Raw genomic sequence first — 17,696 nt, 5'->3', positions numbered from 1 at the left:
CAAAATCGATAGCAAATAATTGACTTGTCAAGGTCTAGGACCCCCGTCCGATCAAGGCTCTATTTTTTCCCTTTTTTCCATACGAGCAAATTTTGCCTAAAAACCACCATTTCTCTACCCCACCCCATCACTCCCATTCCCGCACTTGAAATCACCTCTTTTTGTACTTTTGTCATGCTTTTTTCACCATCATGAGATGAATTTTTTATTCATAAAAATCCTGAAATTTACTCAAATAGTTTGTAAATTTTGCAGAGATATTGAGCGCTCTTTAACTAAAAAATGACATTGATAAAGAGGCTAAAAATTGCTTCCCGAACACCTCAAAAAGAGCCTTCATTTTGAGTTCTTTGTAGGCGATCTTTTTAGTGGGTAACTTGAGAAAAATTGGCCATTTTTTGCCTTTGAATTGCGTATTCAGGATATGCGCTTTCGCTCTTGTTTAAGAATGTCATGAGCGTGTCATATTTACCCATCCGGTGATTTTTAAATCCATTCATAAGGAAGTTACCCTCCTCTTTTTTATAAAGTTCTCCCTATCAATTTTGATTATTTGCCAGTGCAATTTAGTGCGGATTTTCGCCCCATGAATCACTAGATTAAATCTGATTACAGTTGATCTGCAGATGAATGTGAGCTACACACACCTCGCTGATGATGCAAGAGCGTATAGAGTGCTGATGATTGAACTAGAAAGAATTTAATAATCAACTTCACTGTTTTGTTATTGCAAAACACATGCTGATATGCAATTAATTCATCAATTTTGTGTTGATGAATCTTGCTTGAAAAGTGCGCCTATTTTGAACTCAAAATAGACGTTTTTTAGGGGGTATTTAAGCCTGTTTTTGAGGCTTTTTTGCCATCTTGATAGACCTAGGTGGTCTTTGCTGGAATTGGGGGTGCAGGCCCCCAAAAATCCGTCAATTGCTTAAAAGTTGTAAGCGGCAGTGACCCAGCCTCTTGGCTGAGTAGTGGTCCCATCAGTATTTACAGGCTGACCATATTGGCTGTAGAGGGGATTTTTGCCAACCATCCAAGCAACTGATGCGCCTAAGTTCCACCCCTCATAATCCCACTTCACACCAAAACCAGCCCCCATTAAGGAATAGGTATTGTTGGCATTGGTAAGACCCTGCCATCCAGGGTACATAAACTTGTACTGCTGCACCACACCACCATCAAAGAAGGCAGATAGCGTCAACTTGGGCTGTAACTCATGGCGGACTTCCATTGTGAAGATGCCGCCTTGTGAGCCGCCAGATTGCGCTACAGGATAGGCACGAACGCCATAAGGGCCGCCTAAGTAAAACTGCTCGGCGGAGTTCAAATTGGTGGAGGCAAATTGGCCGGAAAGCGAGGTATACAAGCTGGTTGAGCCGTCTTCCACTAACTGTTGATTACGGTTACCTGAAAAGGTGAGCTTGCTAAAACTCGCCGGGGTAATGGGTTGATATACCACCGGAGTTGTATTGGGCACTGCATACTGGCTGTAATTCGCTCCGCTTGCGCCCAATATGTTGAGGTAGCCTAAAACGGCTGTTACTGATCCACTGGACACAGCACCATAACCAAAACTATCCACCATGTTTCCGGATAAGCCTGCAGAAAGGTTGTTGATGTTGTAAGCACTAATCGTCGTATTGGTGATCGTATTACGGTTGTTGTAACTCTTAACGTCGTAGTTCAAGCTGGTATTCAGATTACCGCCTTGCGAACGAATTAAGGGGTAAGCAGCGCTCAATCCTGTAGTCCAGGCATCACCCGCTCCACCGGTAGACGCATAATTACTCACATTTTTGTATTGCAAAAAAGTACCTGCCAAACCTAGGCGTAGACCATCTCTGGATCCTGGCAATGAGATAGCACCTTGCAGGTATTGCGAACCAACAGAAGCAATGCCATTAATCGAAGCAGAGTCGCCAATACCCAAAGGACCATTTAAATTGAGGGCAAAGACACCTTGGTTAGCGCCGGTTGTTCTGCTTCCGTAGTTATTTGCTTCGACACGTCCCTGTACTAGATCTGGTTGAGTTAATTGCAAGCGCAAGTTGGTGTCACCCTCTTTTTCACCAGGCTCTAACTGACTGGAAACCATGACGCCAGGAGTTTCATTCAAGATGATGATGGCGCGCTCAACGGCATCCATATTCAATGGATTACCTAATGGGTTCGCATAAGTTACATAAGCAGCAGCCTGCTCTTTGCTAAAGCGAGTTGGGCCTTGTGGATTTTCTACTTCGACCTTGCCCAGCTTTGCTTCGGTAATCAGAATTTTGACAACGCCATCAGCAATTTTTTGCGGCGGCAAAATCGCTTGAACGGTATAGCCTTTGCTGCGATAAAAGTTTTGAATGGCATCACAAGCTCTTTGCAGATCATCAAAACTCACTGGTACCCCAACCCATGAGCGGATGGCCATTTGCACTTCTGCTTCGGGCAGAATATTGACACCCTCGAGCACAAAAGACTTCACTGTAAAACGCAGCTCACCCTCTTTAGGAGCGCTCGGTTGAACTGGTGCTGCACGACCTGGCTCTGGAAGCGCTAAAGGTGACGGCAAAGGGAGTTGCTGCTCTAAACCCTGTTGCAAGGCACCGGCATCAACTTGTGCATAGGCCTGGCCAGTAGAAAGGATGCTGATTGCCGCAAAAGGCAGAAGGGATTTGGGAAATTGAGTAGAGATGGTCGAGTATTTCAAAGTAGGAGCCCGATGAAAGCAAAAGTTAGCTAAGTGCTTGATAAATAATGCTTAAATTATATAGCCAATACAGAGGTTAGAGATTGTCCTTGACAGGCCGTTTCATATCCCCAGCTCACTATGAGAACCCAGTCTTACTAAGCGCAAAACCTCAATAGTAGGCTTTTGATAAATCAATACCAAATCGGGTCGAATATGGCAATCTCGAAAGTCATTCCACTCCCCCGTCAAAGCATGGTCAAAATATCTTGCCGGCAAAGGCGCATCCCTTATTAATATTTCAAGTGATTCCATCAAGGCCTGTGCAAGATAGACGATGCCTTCCTTTTACCTCTCGCTTATAGTCACGTTTGAATTGAGTAGTTCTCTCAATCCTCCGCATTCAATTCCTTCATTAAAGCGCTCGTAGACCCAAATGCCATCAATTGCCGCTCTCGCGCCTCCCGCATAGCGCTAATGGTTTGTTTGTTTGGAACTAAAGGTTCAAAAGGCAGTGACTTTTCTGCTGCCACACGGACCAACATCATCCGCAATGCATCAGAAACCGTTAGACCCATGGCCTCTAAGACCAAACTGGCTTCCTTCTTAATTTCCGCATCGATACGTGCTCGCACCACAGCATTCGCAGTCATGGTGACCCCCTCCTAAGTTTTGGATGATGCCTATTGCTCATATTCTAGTTAAATTGTAGTTAAAATGTAGCTACATTGTAGCTACAATTTAACTACTAATGTATTGATCTTCAAGAGCATGTATTACTGGATTGAGGGCTAAAATTGCGTATGAGCTCACCAATTGCCTTTGATTACCCCCAGCAGGATGCTGCCGGGGTCACCTGTACTGCCCAGGCTTGGGCAAAAGTCCCGCCACACCTTGCTGGCCCTGAAAAAGCAGCTGTCATTGCACGAATTAAGCAATTGTTAGTCGAGAAAGATGCAGCCTTAGTTGCCCACTATTACGTCGATGGCGATATTCAAGATTTAGCCCTAGAGACTGGCGGATTTGTTGCTGACTCCCTAGAGATGGCACGCTTTGGTAAGAATCATCCTGCCAAAAATTTAATCGTCGCTGGTGTGCGCTTTATGGGGGAGTCTGCCAAGATTCTGAGCCCAGAAAAACGCGTCTTCATGCCAGACTTAGATGCCACCTGTTCCCTGGACTTGGGTTGCGATGCGCAAGACTTTGCCAAGTTTCGCGCTGCACACCCTGATCGTGTAGTCGTGGTGTATGCCAATACCAGTGCCGCCGTCAAAGCACAAGCCGATTGGATGGTTACCAGCTCTTGCGCTTTAGCGATCGTGCATCAACTGAAGGTAGAGGGCAAAAAGATTTTATGGGCACCAGATCGTCACCTCGGTCGATATATTCAGGAGCAGACTGGTGCTGATATGTTGTTGTGGAACGGCGCCTGTATTGTGCATGATGAGTTCAAAGCGGCTGAATTAGAAATCCTCAAAGCAGCGCATCCCAATGCCATGATTTTGGTTCACCCAGAATCTCCACAAGCAGTAGTCGATCTCGCAGATGTTGTTGGCTCTACCTCTGCCATGATCAAGGCGGTAGTCGATGGCACTGCCTCAGAATATATTGTGGCAACGGATAAGGGCATCTTGCATCGGATGCGCCAGTTGGCACCCAATAAAAAATTAATTGAAGCACCTACCGCTGGCAATAGCGCGACCTGCAAGAGTTGTGCGCACTGCCCTTGGATGGCAATGAATGGATTACAAGGGATCTTAGATTGCTTAGAAAATGCTTCTGGCGAAATCCTTGTTGAAGAGCCTACCCGCATAAAAGCACTGGGATGTATTGAGCGCATGCTTGACTTCACCACCAACCACCCCGATTTATTAGCCAAAGCGCAGCATGGCTTTGTGATAAATATTGGCGCGGCTTAATGCGCATTATTGAATTCTTTTTGAATGATCCATTTTCATGTTTGAATACAACGAATCTTTAGAGCAAGCACGTCAACGCAATATTCATGATGCCCTCATGGAGGATATTGGCACTGGCGATTGGACTGCAAAACTCGTGCCCAGTAAATCAGTGCAAGCTCAACTGATTGTGCGTCAAGAGGCGGTTTTGTGTGGTGTAGATTGGTTTGAGGGCACTCTTAAGAAGCTCGACCCCAATGCTAAAGTGACTTGGCATTACATCGAAGGCGACTTGATGCAGCCCGATACCAAGGTTTGCGACATTGAGGCTAACTCTCAAGCCCTGCTCTCTGCTGAGCGCACCTGTATTAATTTCTTACAAACCTTGTCGTGGACTGCGAGCATAACACGCATGCATGTCGATGCCATCGCTGGAGCTAGCCCAAATCCCAAAGGTTGCGCTGTATTGGATACCCGCAAAACCATTCCAGGATTACGACAAGCTCAAAAATATGCTGTGCGCATTGGTGGTGGTCAAAACCAGCGTCTTGCCCTATGGCACGGTATTTTGATTAAAGAAAATCACATTGCTGCTGCTGGCAGCGTGAGCGCCGCACTTCAAAATGCGCAGGCTCTCAATTCTGGGGTAGATATTCAGATTGAAGTAGAAAACTTTGCAGAGCTCGAAGAGGCCCTAGCCGCTGGCGCAAAAAGTATCTTGATTGATAACTTCAATACCGAGCAGATGAAACAAGCCGTAGCCTTCACCGCAGGTCGCGCCCTACTGGAAGCTTCAGGCGGTATCAACTTAGATCAGATGCGCGCGATTGCTGCCACTGGAGTAGATCGCATCTCCCTCGGAAAACTCACCAAAGATGTCATTGCGGTAGATTTTTCGATGCGCATTCTGGGGTAGCGTTACCTACCCCTGTAAAACATCTGCCTCTCAATAGCATTGCGGATGAATTCAATATTGTTTCGTAAGCTATAACACTCGGCGGTCGCCAGTTTGGATGCTTTGGAATTGAGCACTTTGTGCTCCATCGCATTCAGTGTGGCTATATATTCATCGCGGCGGTTTGGATCATATGTTTCCATCGTGGCCTTTTCAAACTGATCCAGCTCTTTATAGATGGAATTAATTTGCTTCTTTGCTAAATTCGTACGATAGGTCGGTATGGATTTCAGGATTGGGTAAGCAAATGCAGCAAACGGCAGTAAAAGTACAAACATCCGCTCCAGAAATTCCGCCAACCAAAACGGCAAGTACTTCATCAAAGGAGGTGCGCCATTTTGGTAGAAGTATTTCGCCTCGGCGCTTAATGGCGCCTCTGTATTGAGATAACTCGGAAATTGCCCCGCTTTAGAAAAGTATGACTTACCGCCATTGATTTCTTTAGCCGCCTCGAGAAACAGCGCCTGAATTGCTGGATGAAGGCGATCATCAATCAATAGATTGGTCGTAGTAGAAATCAATTGAATCGGATGGTCTGGATTGTTTGTTGCAAGATCAAACCCGCCCATGGGTACTGTGACCTCCTCAAAGTAAGGCATAAGTCGGGTATAGGCATCTGCCCTGACAAAATTTGCCAAATGAATATGAGGATCTTTGATTAATTTCTGCACATTCACGGATTCATAACCATCCACCAAAATCAGCGCATCAATTTCACCGCGCTGGAGTGCCGCTGTACCCTCTGAATTGGTCAACGTGAGCAGATTCGGGGTATTCGTTGGTAAATCATTTAACTTCAAAATGTTTTGGGCTTGTTTGCGTGTACCGCTACCCTCAGGACCGATACTGATTTTGAGCTTGCCAATATCGCGATCCAGAATATGGACTTTTTCATCAAACAACTTGCTGCGGTAAAAAACCCATACTGGTTCATAGTCGACTGTGCCGAGAGACTCTACGCCAGTCAGTGAATCTGATGCAATCATGCCGCCTTGTACTAAGGCTGCCTGAATAGGATCTTTACGGTCAATGAGATGCTGAATATTTTCTTGAGATCCTTGAGTGGGAATCAACTCAATGGTGATGCCTTTTTTCTCAAAAAAGTTGCGGTACTTTTCGCCCAATAACTTATAAGAGCCCCCGGTCCCGGTTGCCATCAGAACTTTTTTAGGGGGTGCAGGTTTAGCAAGCCACACCAAGAGGGTAAGACCTAAAACCAAGAGCAGTAGTAACGGCCAGATTTCTTTGAGAAGACTGAACCAGCCTTTTACTTCATCAGCAATAGTTTGATAGACCGCTGAAATATGCTCGAACAGATCTTCTTTAAAACCACTCATGCCAGTCTCCGCTTAGATGATTCAAGCTTACACTAAGCCCTCAAATACATGGGGTTCAGGCTTCTGGTGGACTTTCACCGCCCTCGGCTTGAGGAGTCAGAATCGTTGGATAAGAAACTGCCCAGGTACCCGGGTAATCACGACTGTAATGCAATCCCCTGCTCTCGCGGCGCATTAATGCTGAACGCACGATCAGCTCGGCGCACTCCAGCAAATTCCGCAACTCAATGAGGTCACGCGTGACCTTAAAGTTCGCGTAGTACTCCTGCACTTCGTATCTCAATAGCTTAATGCGGTGCAGAGCACGCTCTAAACGTCGATTAGTGCGCACAATACCAACGTAGTTCCACATTAATGAACGTAATTCATCCCAGTTGTGCGCGATGACCACCTGCTCATCCGCATCCTCTACCTGACTTTCATCCCAGAGCGGGAGTTTGGGCATCATCGGAGTTTTTAATGAGGAGATATCTTCAGCGGCTGCCTTACCGATCACCACGCACTCTAAGAGCGAGTTACTTGCTAAGCGATTTGCGCCATGCAAGCCGGTATAGGTTGCTTCACCAACCGCATACAAACCTGGCAAATCGGTTCTGCCCTTAAGGTCGGTAACCACACCACCGCAGGTGTAATGTGCCGCTGGCACCACCGGAATAGGCTCTTTAGTAATATCCAATCCCAGACTTAAGCAGCGCGCGTAAATCATCGGAAAATGTTCTTTGATGAAATCTTCGCCGAGATGGGTTGCATCTAGATGTACGTAATCCAAGCCATGCTTTTTCATCTCAAAGTCAATTGCACGGGCAACAATATCGCGCGGCGCTAATTCATTACGCTCGTCATGGTTTGGCATAAAGCGTGTGCCATCAGGCAACTTTAATAAGCCACCCTCACCGCGCATTGCTTCGGTAATTAAGAAGGTGCGATCACTCGGGTGATAAAGACAAGTAGGGTGGAACTGAATAAATTCCATATTGCCGACCCGACAGCCTGCACGCCAAGCCATCGCAATCCCGTCACCGGTCGCAGTATCGGGGTTGCTGGTGTAGCGATATACCTTACCAACACCGCCGGTAGCCAATACTACTGATTTAGCCTGAATGGTTTCAACGCGGTTATTTTTAATATCTAAAGCGTAGACTCCGTAACAACGATTGGGCTGGCTACGCTGAGTTTTGGCATCCAACTGACGGTTGGTGATGAGATCAAGCGCAATCCAATGCTCCAGAATCCGAATATTTTGATGGGCCTTGGCTTTATCCAGCAAGACCTCATGAATCGCCTTACCAGTAGCATCAGCAGCATGAGCAATACGACGATGGCTATGACCACCTTCACGCGTTAAATGCAAACCCATCGGACCAGATTTATCCGTAGTAAACGGCACGCCCTGCTCTACCAACCACTCAATTGCCTGAGCGCTTTCTTCAGCAATATAACGGGCAGTAGATTCCACGACGAGGCCTGCGCCAGCATCCAAGGTATCGGCAACATGAGAATCAATGCTGTCATGTTCTTTATCGACCACGCCCACAATGCCGCCCTGGGCCCAGGCAGTAGCTGCTTCACCTAAACCCCGTTTGGCCATCAAGATGACTGGCTGGGTTTCTGCCATATGCAAAGCAACCGTAAGACCGGCTAACCCAGCTCCAATAATGAGGACTGGGAGCTCGACTTGAGCTTGAGAGGGGGAAGGTGTTGAACTGGCCATAGAAGGATCATTCTAACGGGCAATGCAAATCCATGATGCCGATGTAAAAAGGCTCCCATTAGGAGCCTTTTTACAGCTAACTAAGCCTATTGAGTATTAGGCATTAGCAGTTAACTTCGCGCCACCGGCATCATTGGTGCCATAACCCATGATCTTGGCTGCTTCTCCACCCTTGGCAAGTTTGACAGCGCAGTACTTAAACTCCGGAATCTTGCCAAATGGATCCAGCGCAGGGTTAGTAATCAAATTAGCTGCTGCTTCATAGTAAGCAAACGGAATGAAGACTACTCCTCTTGGCGTGCCGTCATCGCGACGCACATGAATACCGACCTCACCACGACGCGACTGGACGGTAATCACGTCACCGGCAGATACACCTAACTGAGCCATGTCTTCACCATTCATAGATACAGTCGCCATAGGCTCAATCGCATCCAGAATAGTTGCACGACGCGTCATACTGCCAGTGTGCCAATGCTCTAACTGACGCCCTGTAATCAATACAAATGGATAGTCGGCATCTGGACGCTCGTTCGCCGGAATAATATCGGCTGGAACCAGCTTCACTTTCCCATCTGGAGTAGCAAATTGATCATCAAAAACGATGGGGCGACCTGGGTCTTCAGCGGAGAGACAAGGATAGGTAACGCTAGATTCTTTCTCAAGACGTTCCCAAGTGATCCCTTTGATAGCGCCATGCATTGCTTGACGCATTTCTTCATAGACTGCCGCAACACCCGCATCGGGGCCTTGGTAGTTCCAATTGAGACCCATTCGCTTAGCGATTTCTTGAATTATCCAGAGATCAGCCTTGGCTTCACCTGGAGGCTCGATGGCCTTCTTGCCCATCTGTACCATCCGGTCAGTATTGCTTGCAGTTCCGACCTTCTCTGGCCAAGCGCTAGCGGGCAAGACGACGTCAGCCAAGAGCGCTGTTTCGGTCATGAAGATATCTTGCACAACCAAATGCTCTAAGGAAGCTAATGCATGACGAGCGTGATTCAAATCCGGATCACTCATGGCTGGATTTTCACCCTCAACGTACATACCACGAATTTTGTCTGGATCACTATCCGGCGCTGTGATCTTATGCATGATCTCCACCACTGTATAACCTGGCTTCTTATCAAGCGGAGTACCCCAGAAGTTTTCAAACCAAGCATGGGCTTCCGGATTGTCTACACGTTGGTAATTCGGGAACATCATGGGAATCAAACCAGCATCACTGGCGCCCTGCACGTTATTTTGTCCACGCAATGGATGTAGACCAGATCCTGGCTTACCAATTTGACCGGTAATACTGACCAATGCAATTAAGCAACGCGCATTATCCGTACCATGAACGTGCTGGCTAACCCCCATGCCCCACAAAATCATCGCTGATTTCGTAGTTGCAAACTCTCTAGCCACTTCACGCAAAGTCTCTGCAGGAATACCGCAGATTGGAGCCATCGCTTCAGGGCTATAGCCCTTGATATTCTCTTTTAAGGCTTCAAAATTATTCGCACGATGGGCAATAAAGTCTTTATCTGCCAAGCCTTCTTCGATGATCGTATAGATCATAGCATTGAGCATTGCAACGTCAGTATCAGGCTTGAACTGCATCGTACGCCAGGCGTGCTTGCTGATTTCTGTTTTACGAGGATCGCACAAGACAATCTTGGCGCCACGCTTGGCTGCATTCTTAAACCAGGTAGCGGCAACAGGATGGTTTGCAGTGGGGTTTGAGCCAATCAACATAATCAAGCTAGAGTGCTCAACATCATTCACTTGATTGCTGACCGCACCAGATCCGACACCTTCAAGTAAAGCGGCTACAGAAGAAGCATGGCAAAGACGCGTACAGTGGTCCACATTATTGCTACCAAAACCAGTACGCACTAGTTTTTGGAATAAATATGCCTCTTCGTTGCTGCCTTTAGCAGAACCAAAGCCAGCCAATACTTTTAATCCATATTGGTCTTTGAGTTTTTTGAGACCACCGCCAGCAAAGTCCAGCGCCTCTTCCCAACTTGCTTCACGGAAGATGTCAGACCAGTCCTGCTTGCCTTCAAGAATCGACTCATCTTTGGGCACACCGGCCTTACGGATGAGCGGCTTAGTCAAACGCTGTGGGTTATGGATATAGTCCATACCAAAGCGACCTTTAACGCATAGACGGTTATGGTTAGCCGGGCCATCACGACCCTCTACGCTAACAATTTTCTCGTCCTTCACATTGTAAGTAATTTGACAACCTACTCCACAGAATGGGCATACAGAATCGACTTTACGATCTACTGTTTGAGAACCAATTAGTCCCTTAGGCATTAATGCACCCGTTGGGCAAGCTTGAACACATTCGCCACAAGCTACACAAGTGCTATCTCCCATCGGATCATTTAAATCAAATACGATTTCGCTATGGGCGCCACGCATTGCGTAGCCAATCACATCATTGACCTGCTCTTCACGACAAGCGCGTACGCAACGATTACATTGAATACAGGCATCGAGATTGACTGCCATCGCCGGATGAGAAATATCGCTACTTACTTTTTCACGGCGTAATGCCTTGAGCTCTGGGCGAACAGTCACGTCCATGCGGGCTGCCCAGGTACTGAGTTCACCGTGCTGATTCTTGAGCTCTTCTTCTTTGCTATCGCCTACCCACTTAAAGCCTTCATCTGGCATATCAGAGAGCAACATCTCCAATACCAACTTTTGACTCTTGAGAGCGCGCTCACTATTGGCCTTGACTTCCATGCCTGGCGTAGCACTTCTGCAGCAGCTTGGCGCCAAAGTACGTTCGCCATTAATTTCGACAACGCAAGCGCGGCAATTACCGTCAGGGCGATAGCCATCTTTAAAACAAAGATGTGGGATGTCAATACCGTGGCGTTTTGCCGCCTTCAAAATAGTTTCACCTTCGTAGGACACGATGGTCTTGCCGTCTAACTTGAACTCTACAGTTTGGAGTTCAAGCTCTTTTGGATTGGTTGGTGCGTTCATATAGTCTCGTTCTTCCCTGTTCTGGTATTACGCAACTTCTTGCGGGAAATATTTATGAATACAACGAATGGGGTTAGGTGCTGCTTGGCCTAGACCACAAATGGAGGCATCTACCATCACAGTAGCCAAGTCTTCCAAAGTTTCTTGATCCCAAGACTTCGCTTGCATCAATTGTGCTGCCTTACCAGTACCAACGCGACACGGCGTGCACTGACCACAGCTCTCATGTTCGAAGAAGTGCATGACATTCAAAGCCATATCGCGCGCTTTGTCGTGATCACTAAACACCATCACGGCTGCAGAGCCAATGAAACAACCATAGGGTTGCAAGGTATCGAAGTCCAGAGGGATATCATTCATCGTTGCCGGCAAGATGCCGCCGGATGCGCCACCCGGTAAATAGCCGTAGAAGCGATGACCGTCTTGCATTCCGCCGCAATATTCATCGATCAACTCTTGAATGGTGATACCTGCTGGCGCCAACTTCACGCCAGGTTGCTTAACGCGTCCACTGACACTGTAGCTACGCAAACCTTTACGATCGTGGCGACCATAGGAGCTAAACCACTCTGGCCCACGCTGAACAATGTCACGCACCCAATAGAGGGTTTCAAAGTTGTGTTCCAAAGTAGGTCTACCAAATAGACCAACCTGGGCAATATAAGGAGGACGCATACGCGGCTCACCACGTTTGCCCTCGATACTCTCAATCATGGCGGATTCTTCACCACAAATATAGGCACCAGCACCACGACGCAATTCAATATTGGGAATCGGGAATGGTGGATTTGCTTTGAGTTTTGCCAATTCCTTTTCGAGCAACTCACGGCAACCGTGATATTCATCACGCAAGTAAATATAGCAAGCATCAATACCAACCACATTGGCAGCGATTAGCAATCCCTCTAAGAAGCGATGGGGATCGCGCTCGAGATAAGTGCGGTCTTTAAATGTACCAGGCTCACCTTCGTCGATATTGACGGCCATGAGTTTTGGCGCAAGCTGATCTTTTACGATACGCCACTTCCGACCCGCTGGGAAACCAGCGCCACCTAGACCACGGAGCCCTGAATTTTCCATCGCCTTGATGATGCTCTCTGCATCGCGCTTACCGGATTGGATTTCAGCAGCAAGGCTATATCCACCCTTCGCGCGATAAGCTTCATAACCCACATAATCTGGAGAGACCGCTTGATTCTCACCCTGAGGAGATACGCCCTGCTCTGCCAAAGCGGCCGGCTCAAAGCTACCATCATCTTTGGCTAATGGCTGAGTCGTCAGCTTGTTATTGACAGCGGCTTTTACCTTGTCGGTGGTGGCAAACAACACTGGGTATTGATGCACCACTGCGACTGGAGCCTGCTCGCAACGGCCTACACAAGGAGCAGCAATGACCTTGACGTTTGGATTGCCCAATATTGTAGGCAACTTCGAAAGCAAGCTTTGCGCACCCGCTAGCTCGCAAGCAATGCCATCACATACACGCACAGTTATATCGGCAACAGGATCGTTACCGCGCACGACTTCAAAGTGATGATAGAAGGTAGCAACCTCATACACTTCTGCCATCGGCAAATTCATTTCTTTTGCTAGCGCAACTAAATGACGATCATGCAATGCGCGATAGGCGTCATTTAATTTATGAAGATTTTCAATTAATAAATCACGACGATGTGGCGCGTCACCAATAAGCTGTCGCACTTCCGCTATGGAAACGTCATCTGCTTGACGACCTTTCAATTTGCTCTTACGGCGAATGGTCTCCCTCAAATCATCTGCAGTAGCAACTGCAACTGCTTTGACTTCTCCAGAAGGCTTTGGGTGATTCATAGTCTGTAGTCTCTAATTTTTTATTCGTTTTGATCGCATGCAAATATCCCAGACACACTGTCTAGCATGCAAATATCGCTTGATTTTGGGTTATTTCACCCTCTAAGTCCTTGACGGCGCTCAAGGACTTATTCTAAGGGTAAACCCTGATATTAGATGACCGAAGGAGAAGGCCTATCACCAGGCGGTAATGAGTAGTCCAGCTTACGCTCATACAGTCGGGCTTTGTAGCAATCTTGATAACCTTTGCTGCCGATTTCCCAGCCAATGGAGGTGCAATCGTCTTGAGCAGCTTGCTCAACGGAGCCACAGCCCACAAGGGATGCTGCAGCCAAAATGACAGATATGAGTGGGAGACGCATTTTTGATGAATTCATGCCTCAAGTCTACTTGATTCTGAGCTCAACATCGAGGGGAATCCCCTCTTTACCAGCCTCTACAGCCTTCACATCGCCAATCGTGATGCGATCCTTCAGACCAGGATTTTCTTTCACCATGAAGGCATAGGCAGCTTGGGCTCGATTTTTGGCTAAAGACTGTAATTCGGCATTCGTAACCTCAATCCCAGCAATCAATTCAGAGTGCAATTGCTCATTGCGCGCTTCACCATCCGGAAGCATCAAAAGGCGTTGACCTAGTTTGATTCGACCAATGTATTGCGCATAGGCAGTCTTCAAACCAGACTGCACCCGAGGATCAGAAAAACTTGGGATAGGAATTGGCTCACCTGCTTCAATCTTAAATCCAGCATCTTTCAAAATAGCGCCATCGGCTTTTGCTCTTGCCATTTCCTGCTTATCTTGCACAGGATCGTAAGTCCCAATAATTTCCATACTGGAGTTGGGACGCTTGACCAGATACTCGCCAAATTGTTCAAGACGGTCTTGATCGGCTGGCAAAAAGACTGCTTCGCCCGGAACGGCATTAACCCCTTCATCTCCGCCCATGCCTAGGATAGAAGCTAGCGCCCTAAAAGGGGCTGTAGCTACGTTCGTCAGTACATTGCTAATAGCCTGCCATACGAGACCACTGGCACTAAATTGTGGTGAATCCACATTACCTGCAATGCGAATCGTGACATCAATGGTGTCGTCCGAATCCTCTAGCAAAGCGATTGCAAGGCCAAGAGGTAATTTCTTACCCTGAAAATCGGGAACCTCATCGCCAAGCTGCACGTTCTTAATGATGATTTGGTTGCTGCCATTGAGCTGACCATCTTTAGCACGATAGGTGAGATTCAGATTTAAATTGCCACCGGTAATTTGATAGCCCGCATACGTCATGACTGCCGGGTTAAAAGTGGATAGTGGCAAATTTTTAAAGCTCATCAAGATGTCGTGATTACGCCTTGGATCATCAAAGGATGCCTGGCCTTTAGCGCGCAAGCTACCCGAGTTAGCAACTACGCCATCCATGGCCACCGTGGCAAAACGCCCAGGAATGTTGCTCACCCCCAAAAAAGTGGCATTGAACTTTTTCACATCCACCTTAAAGTTGGGGCGCATAGCCAAGTCCGTAAAAAATACTTCGCCACCCTTGAGGTTGACTGAGCGAATATCCAAACCAACACCATCTGCTGCTTTTGATTTGGCGCCTGTTGCTACTGGCGCATCAACTGCTTTTTCCTCAGCCTGTGGCTTAGAAAATAAACGGCGGAAGTTGGATAAGCCTTGATTATTAATTTCAAAACGTAAGACTGGATGATCAACAACCACTTCATCAATCGCTAAAGTAGTGGCTTTAGCCCGCGGGGTTTTGCTCGACTTGTATTCAAATTGGTGAATATCTGCTGCATCCCACATGATCAACGGCGTCTTCTCACCCTTCTCCAATACCGCTAGATGCGCAAGCTGTGCATTTCCTGAAAGCACCTCCCCGTCGTTGCCCAGCTTTAAGAGCAGATCTGCATTCAATGACCCACTAGTGCCAAGCAGTTCTTTATTAGCAGGCAATAAAGCGATCAGTGGTGCAGTAGCAATATTCGCCAGGGTGATTTTTCCTTCTATTGCCTTGGACGCCGTATTTAAATCCCAATGAGAGCGAATGCTGCCATCATCTAACTGAAGATCTAGCTGAGCACCCAACTGATTGGGGCTGGGGTTATCAAGACCGCCACTGATTGCCACATGCGCAAATGCCACGGATTTGTTTAGGCCCGGGATCAATAATTGCAAAGAGCCTAGATTGAAGTCATATTGACCGCGTACCCCGGAGACCACGCCATTCTGATCGTAATTGGCTACCTCTAATAGCTTGATCGAAAACGGCTTGAGCTCTTCTTTGAGTTTGCTAGATTCATCCACCAGTGCTAAAGCGCCATCGGTGACTAAAAACTCGTCGATAGAAATCTTTTGAGGTTTTTTACTTGTATTGGGATCTTTAGGTGGAAGGCTTTTCTCAACCGCATGAATAAACTCTTGCCAATTCCATACTGCTTGAGCACTATGAGATTTAGTCGCCCTTCTCTCCACCAAGAGTTTGGGTTCCTCTAGGATGATTTCATCAAAGCCGATTTCACCGAGTACCAATTTGCTCCACTTCAAAGTGATGATGAGCTTTTTAAAGTCTAATAATTTATTACCGCCCTCTTTGGCCAAATGCAAGCCATCAATCTCTAGTCTTAAACGTAAAGGGGAAAGGCTCACATCACGGTAGGCAATGTCGTAGCCAATCTTTTCACCAAACTCTGCCGCAGATTTTTTCAGAAAGCCCGGCACAAATAGATGACAACCACCCCAAAATAAGATGGTTAATGTAACAAGCGCGGCTGCAATCCGCAGACTCCAAACTGGTATTCGAGGGTTTTTGAGGGAAAACATGGGCTTGTCTTAAGGGATCAATATCAGTAACAATGAAAATTATCACAGAACAATCAATATAACCCTGGTGGAGACCCCGATGAAATTAGCCCTTAAGCACATTGCAAGTGCACTCTTATGCCTGCAGGCCCTGGTTTTTAGTAATCTAACGCACGCTCAAAATTCAGATGGCTTTGTTGATCTAATTGATGGGGTTAGCCTCAATGGCTGGAATATCGTTGGCAATGCCAGTTGGGTTATTGGCAACGGTCTGGTTGAAGGCAATAAACCCAATGGGTTTTTGGTCAGCATCAAGTCTTATCAGAATTTCATTATTAGGGCTGAGTTCTGGGCTGAATCCAATACTAATAGCGGCATTTTTATACGCTGCCAAGATCCAAATAAAATTAGTGCTGCCAATTGCTATGAAGTCAACATCTGGGATACCCGCCCAGAGCAGGCATATGCCACTGGTGCAATCGTTGATGTGGCTAAAGTCGATCCCGTTCCCAAAGCAGGTGGCCGTTGGAACACCATGGAAATCGTCGCAAATGGCTCACACTTTAAGGTCAGCTTAAATGGCGAAGTGAGTGTTGCTGATGGACAAGACAGTAAATTTGCCAAAGGACCCATCGCACTTCAGTCAGCTGGAGGCGTAGTCAAGTTTAAGAAAGTGCAGGTTAAAGAGCTTTAGACCTCTATACGAAAATCTCGAATCGATCGCCACAGGCAATAGGCATCAAAGCACGATCCTGTTTTTTCATTTTGACAAGACCGTAATTTGACATCGTTTTGAGGGTTCTGGATAAATTCCCCTGCTTACGTCCAGTCAAATCAGCCAATTCAGATATGGATACTGGCTTCGAAGAGCGGATGACATCCAAAAGCGCACGATTTTCATCGCTCAAAACTTGCGCAAGGGATCTCATTGAAGTAAACCAAATCTTTGGATCACCACTTTTTGTCTTTAACTTGCCACTTGCAATCGCAAGCATACGTTTACGAATTTCCTCCTGGGGCGCAATGCCAATTTTGATCACTTTCATTTTTCTTTATCCGCCTTTAAAGACTTATCCAAATCCATAAAGATAAGGTGGAGATGCCTGAATTCGCCATCCCCTAACTATATCAACTAATGATATACCAAAAGTATCATCCTCACAAAGAGTCTGGGTAAAGTTTATTGAGCCGGAGGGAATCCTACCTTTTGCGCCCACATATTGGTAAAGACGTGAATCACCGGCTTTTCATAAACGCCAGCTTTAGTAAAAGGCTCATCTTTTAACCAAGCATCTACCTCTGCCCGGCTTGCAAAATCCATCGCCAACAAACTACCCACTGTTGTCTTGCCGTCTTCGGAGGTCAGCGGGCCTGCAAAGGCCATGCGATGCGCTTGCTGAGCCAAGTATGCGCGGTGCTCAGGACGAACTTGTACACGCAACTCAGCAGTACCAGGGCGATCCATTAATAAAATTGCAAAAATCATGTTTTCTCCG

At 46.9% G+C, this 17,696-nt stretch carries 15 protein-coding genes; 3 read left to right on the top strand and 12 right to left on the bottom strand.

The genetic code is table 11. From position 1 onward, the window contains the following. Positions 1-365 precede the first annotated feature (365 nt). From ICN24_RS10380 to ICN24_RS07740, 4 genes are all read right to left on the bottom strand, one after another. Positions 366-500, bottom strand: coding sequence for a hypothetical protein (locus ICN24_RS10380; RefSeq protein ID WP_255532606.1), 135 nt, complete (start codon positions 498-500; stop codon positions 366-368). Between the two features lie 431 nt (positions 501-931). Then, positions 932-2,701 carry a ShlB/FhaC/HecB family hemolysin secretion/activation protein gene (locus ICN24_RS07750; protein ID WP_216222695.1) on the bottom strand — a complete coding sequence of 590 codons (1,770 nt, stop codon included), beginning with the start codon at positions 2,699-2,701 and terminating at the stop codon, positions 932-934. A gap of 102 nt (positions 2,702-2,803) precedes the next feature. Continuing rightward, positions 2,804-2,995 carry a type II toxin-antitoxin system YafQ family toxin gene (locus ICN24_RS07745; RefSeq protein ID WP_216222694.1) on the bottom strand — a complete coding sequence of 64 codons (192 nt, stop codon included), beginning with the start codon at positions 2,993-2,995 and terminating at the stop codon, positions 2,804-2,806. A 74-nt stretch (positions 2,996-3,069) separates the two neighbouring features. After that, a complete protein-coding gene (locus ICN24_RS07740) occupies positions 3,070-3,333 on the bottom strand; it encodes a type II toxin-antitoxin system RelB/DinJ family antitoxin (RefSeq protein WP_216222692.1) in 264 nt (87 codons plus the stop codon). A 150-nt stretch (positions 3,334-3,483) separates the two neighbouring features. Between ICN24_RS07740 and nadA the strand changes: the two genes are divergently transcribed. Beyond that, positions 3,484-4,599, top strand: coding sequence for a quinolinate synthase NadA (nadA, locus tag ICN24_RS07735; RefSeq protein ID WP_216222690.1), 1,116 nt, complete (start codon positions 3,484-3,486; stop codon positions 4,597-4,599). A 37-nt stretch (positions 4,600-4,636) separates the two neighbouring features. Continuing rightward, entirely contained in the window at positions 4,637-5,494 is an 858-nt protein-coding gene (gene nadC, locus ICN24_RS07730; RefSeq protein ID WP_216222689.1) for a carboxylating nicotinate-nucleotide diphosphorylase, read from the top strand. A gap of 2 nt (positions 5,495-5,496) precedes the next feature. On the opposite strand, the gene ICN24_RS07725 is transcribed toward nadC, so the two are convergent. The 6 genes from ICN24_RS07725 to ICN24_RS07700 all read right to left on the bottom strand — a co-directional run bounded on the left by ICN24_RS07725 (position 5,497) and on the right by ICN24_RS07700 (position 16,221). Next, positions 5,497-6,870, bottom strand: coding sequence for a TAXI family TRAP transporter solute-binding subunit (locus ICN24_RS07725; protein ID WP_216222687.1), 1,374 nt, complete (start codon positions 6,868-6,870; stop codon positions 5,497-5,499). 55 nt (positions 6,871-6,925) lie between these two features. Further along, positions 6,926-8,581, bottom strand: coding sequence for an L-aspartate oxidase (nadB, locus tag ICN24_RS07720; RefSeq protein WP_216222685.1), 1,656 nt, complete (start codon positions 8,579-8,581; stop codon positions 6,926-6,928). A 96-nt stretch (positions 8,582-8,677) separates the two neighbouring features. Beyond that, the gene (gene fdhF, locus ICN24_RS07715) at positions 8,678-11,572 is read right to left on the bottom strand and encodes a formate dehydrogenase subunit alpha (protein WP_216222684.1); all 2,895 of its coding nucleotides are present in this window, start codon (positions 11,570-11,572) and stop codon (positions 8,678-8,680) included. A 27-nt stretch (positions 11,573-11,599) separates the two neighbouring features. After that, positions 11,600-13,402 carry an NAD(P)H-dependent oxidoreductase subunit E gene (locus ICN24_RS07710; protein ID WP_216222682.1) on the bottom strand — a complete coding sequence of 601 codons (1,803 nt, stop codon included), beginning with the start codon at positions 13,400-13,402 and terminating at the stop codon, positions 11,600-11,602. Between the two features lie 152 nt (positions 13,403-13,554). After that, complete coding sequence (locus tag ICN24_RS07705; protein WP_216222678.1) at positions 13,555-13,779, bottom strand: hypothetical protein; 225 nt, start codon at positions 13,777-13,779, stop codon at positions 13,555-13,557. A gap of 9 nt (positions 13,780-13,788) precedes the next feature. Beyond that, entirely contained in the window at positions 13,789-16,221 is a 2,433-nt protein-coding gene (locus tag ICN24_RS07700; RefSeq protein WP_216222677.1) for a DUF748 domain-containing protein, read from the bottom strand. A 79-nt stretch (positions 16,222-16,300) separates the two neighbouring features. Between ICN24_RS07700 and ICN24_RS07695 the strand changes: the two genes are divergently transcribed. After that, complete coding sequence (locus ICN24_RS07695) at positions 16,301-16,894, top strand: DUF1080 domain-containing protein (protein ID WP_216222676.1); 594 nt, start codon at positions 16,301-16,303, stop codon at positions 16,892-16,894. Between the two features lie 4 nt (positions 16,895-16,898). Here ICN24_RS07695 and ICN24_RS07690 read toward each other — a convergent pair whose 3' ends face one another. Further along, the gene (locus tag ICN24_RS07690) at positions 16,899-17,246 is read right to left on the bottom strand and encodes a helix-turn-helix domain-containing protein (RefSeq protein WP_216222675.1); all 348 of its coding nucleotides are present in this window, start codon (positions 17,244-17,246) and stop codon (positions 16,899-16,901) included. A 134-nt stretch (positions 17,247-17,380) separates the two neighbouring features. Next, positions 17,381-17,686 carry a YciI family protein gene (locus ICN24_RS07685; RefSeq protein WP_216222673.1) on the bottom strand — a complete coding sequence of 102 codons (306 nt, stop codon included), beginning with the start codon at positions 17,684-17,686 and terminating at the stop codon, positions 17,381-17,383. Positions 17,687-17,696: the final 10 nt, after the last annotated feature.

The organism is Polynucleobacter sp. UK-Kesae-W10, assembly GCF_018881575.1.
Classification (GTDB): Bacteria; Pseudomonadota; Gammaproteobacteria; order Burkholderiales; family Burkholderiaceae; genus Polynucleobacter.
This window is presented reverse-complemented; position numbering and strand designations above follow the sequence as displayed.

Excerpts from the sequence above, each read along its gene's own strand:
- ICN24_RS10380 (WP_255532606.1), bottom strand. The coding sequence starts at position 500 with ATGAATGGATTTAAAAATCACCGGATGGGTAAATATGACACGCTCATG.
- ICN24_RS07745 (WP_216222694.1), bottom strand. The coding sequence starts at position 2,995 with ATGGAATCACTTGAAATATTAATAAGGGATGCGCCTTTGCCGGCAAGA.
- ICN24_RS07740 (WP_216222692.1), bottom strand. The coding sequence starts at position 3,333 with ATGACTGCGAATGCTGTGGTGCGAGCACGTATCGATGCGGAAATTAAG.
- nadA (WP_216222690.1), top strand. The coding sequence starts at position 3,484 with ATGAGCTCACCAATTGCCTTTGATTACCCCCAGCAGGATGCTGCCGGG.
- nadC (WP_216222689.1), top strand. The coding sequence starts at position 4,637 with ATGTTTGAATACAACGAATCTTTAGAGCAAGCACGTCAACGCAATATT.
- ICN24_RS07725 (WP_216222687.1), bottom strand. The coding sequence starts at position 6,870 with ATGAGTGGTTTTAAAGAAGATCTGTTCGAGCATATTTCAGCGGTCTAT.
- nadB (WP_216222685.1), bottom strand. The coding sequence starts at position 8,581 with ATGGCCAGTTCAACACCTTCCCCCTCTCAAGCTCAAGTCGAGCTCCCA.
- fdhF (WP_216222684.1), bottom strand. The coding sequence starts at position 11,572 with ATGAACGCACCAACCAATCCAAAAGAGCTTGAACTCCAAACTGTAGAG.
- ICN24_RS07710 (WP_216222682.1), bottom strand. The coding sequence starts at position 13,402 with ATGAATCACCCAAAGCCTTCTGGAGAAGTCAAAGCAGTTGCAGTTGCT.
- ICN24_RS07705 (WP_216222678.1), bottom strand. The coding sequence starts at position 13,779 with ATGAATTCATCAAAAATGCGTCTCCCACTCATATCTGTCATTTTGGCT.
- ICN24_RS07700 (WP_216222677.1), bottom strand. The coding sequence starts at position 16,221 with ATGTTTTCCCTCAAAAACCCTCGAATACCAGTTTGGAGTCTGCGGATT.
- ICN24_RS07695 (WP_216222676.1), top strand. The coding sequence starts at position 16,301 with ATGAAATTAGCCCTTAAGCACATTGCAAGTGCACTCTTATGCCTGCAG.
- ICN24_RS07690 (WP_216222675.1), bottom strand. The coding sequence starts at position 17,246 with ATGAAAGTGATCAAAATTGGCATTGCGCCCCAGGAGGAAATTCGTAAA.
- ICN24_RS07685 (WP_216222673.1), bottom strand. The coding sequence starts at position 17,686 with ATGATTTTTGCAATTTTATTAATGGATCGCCCTGGTACTGCTGAGTTG.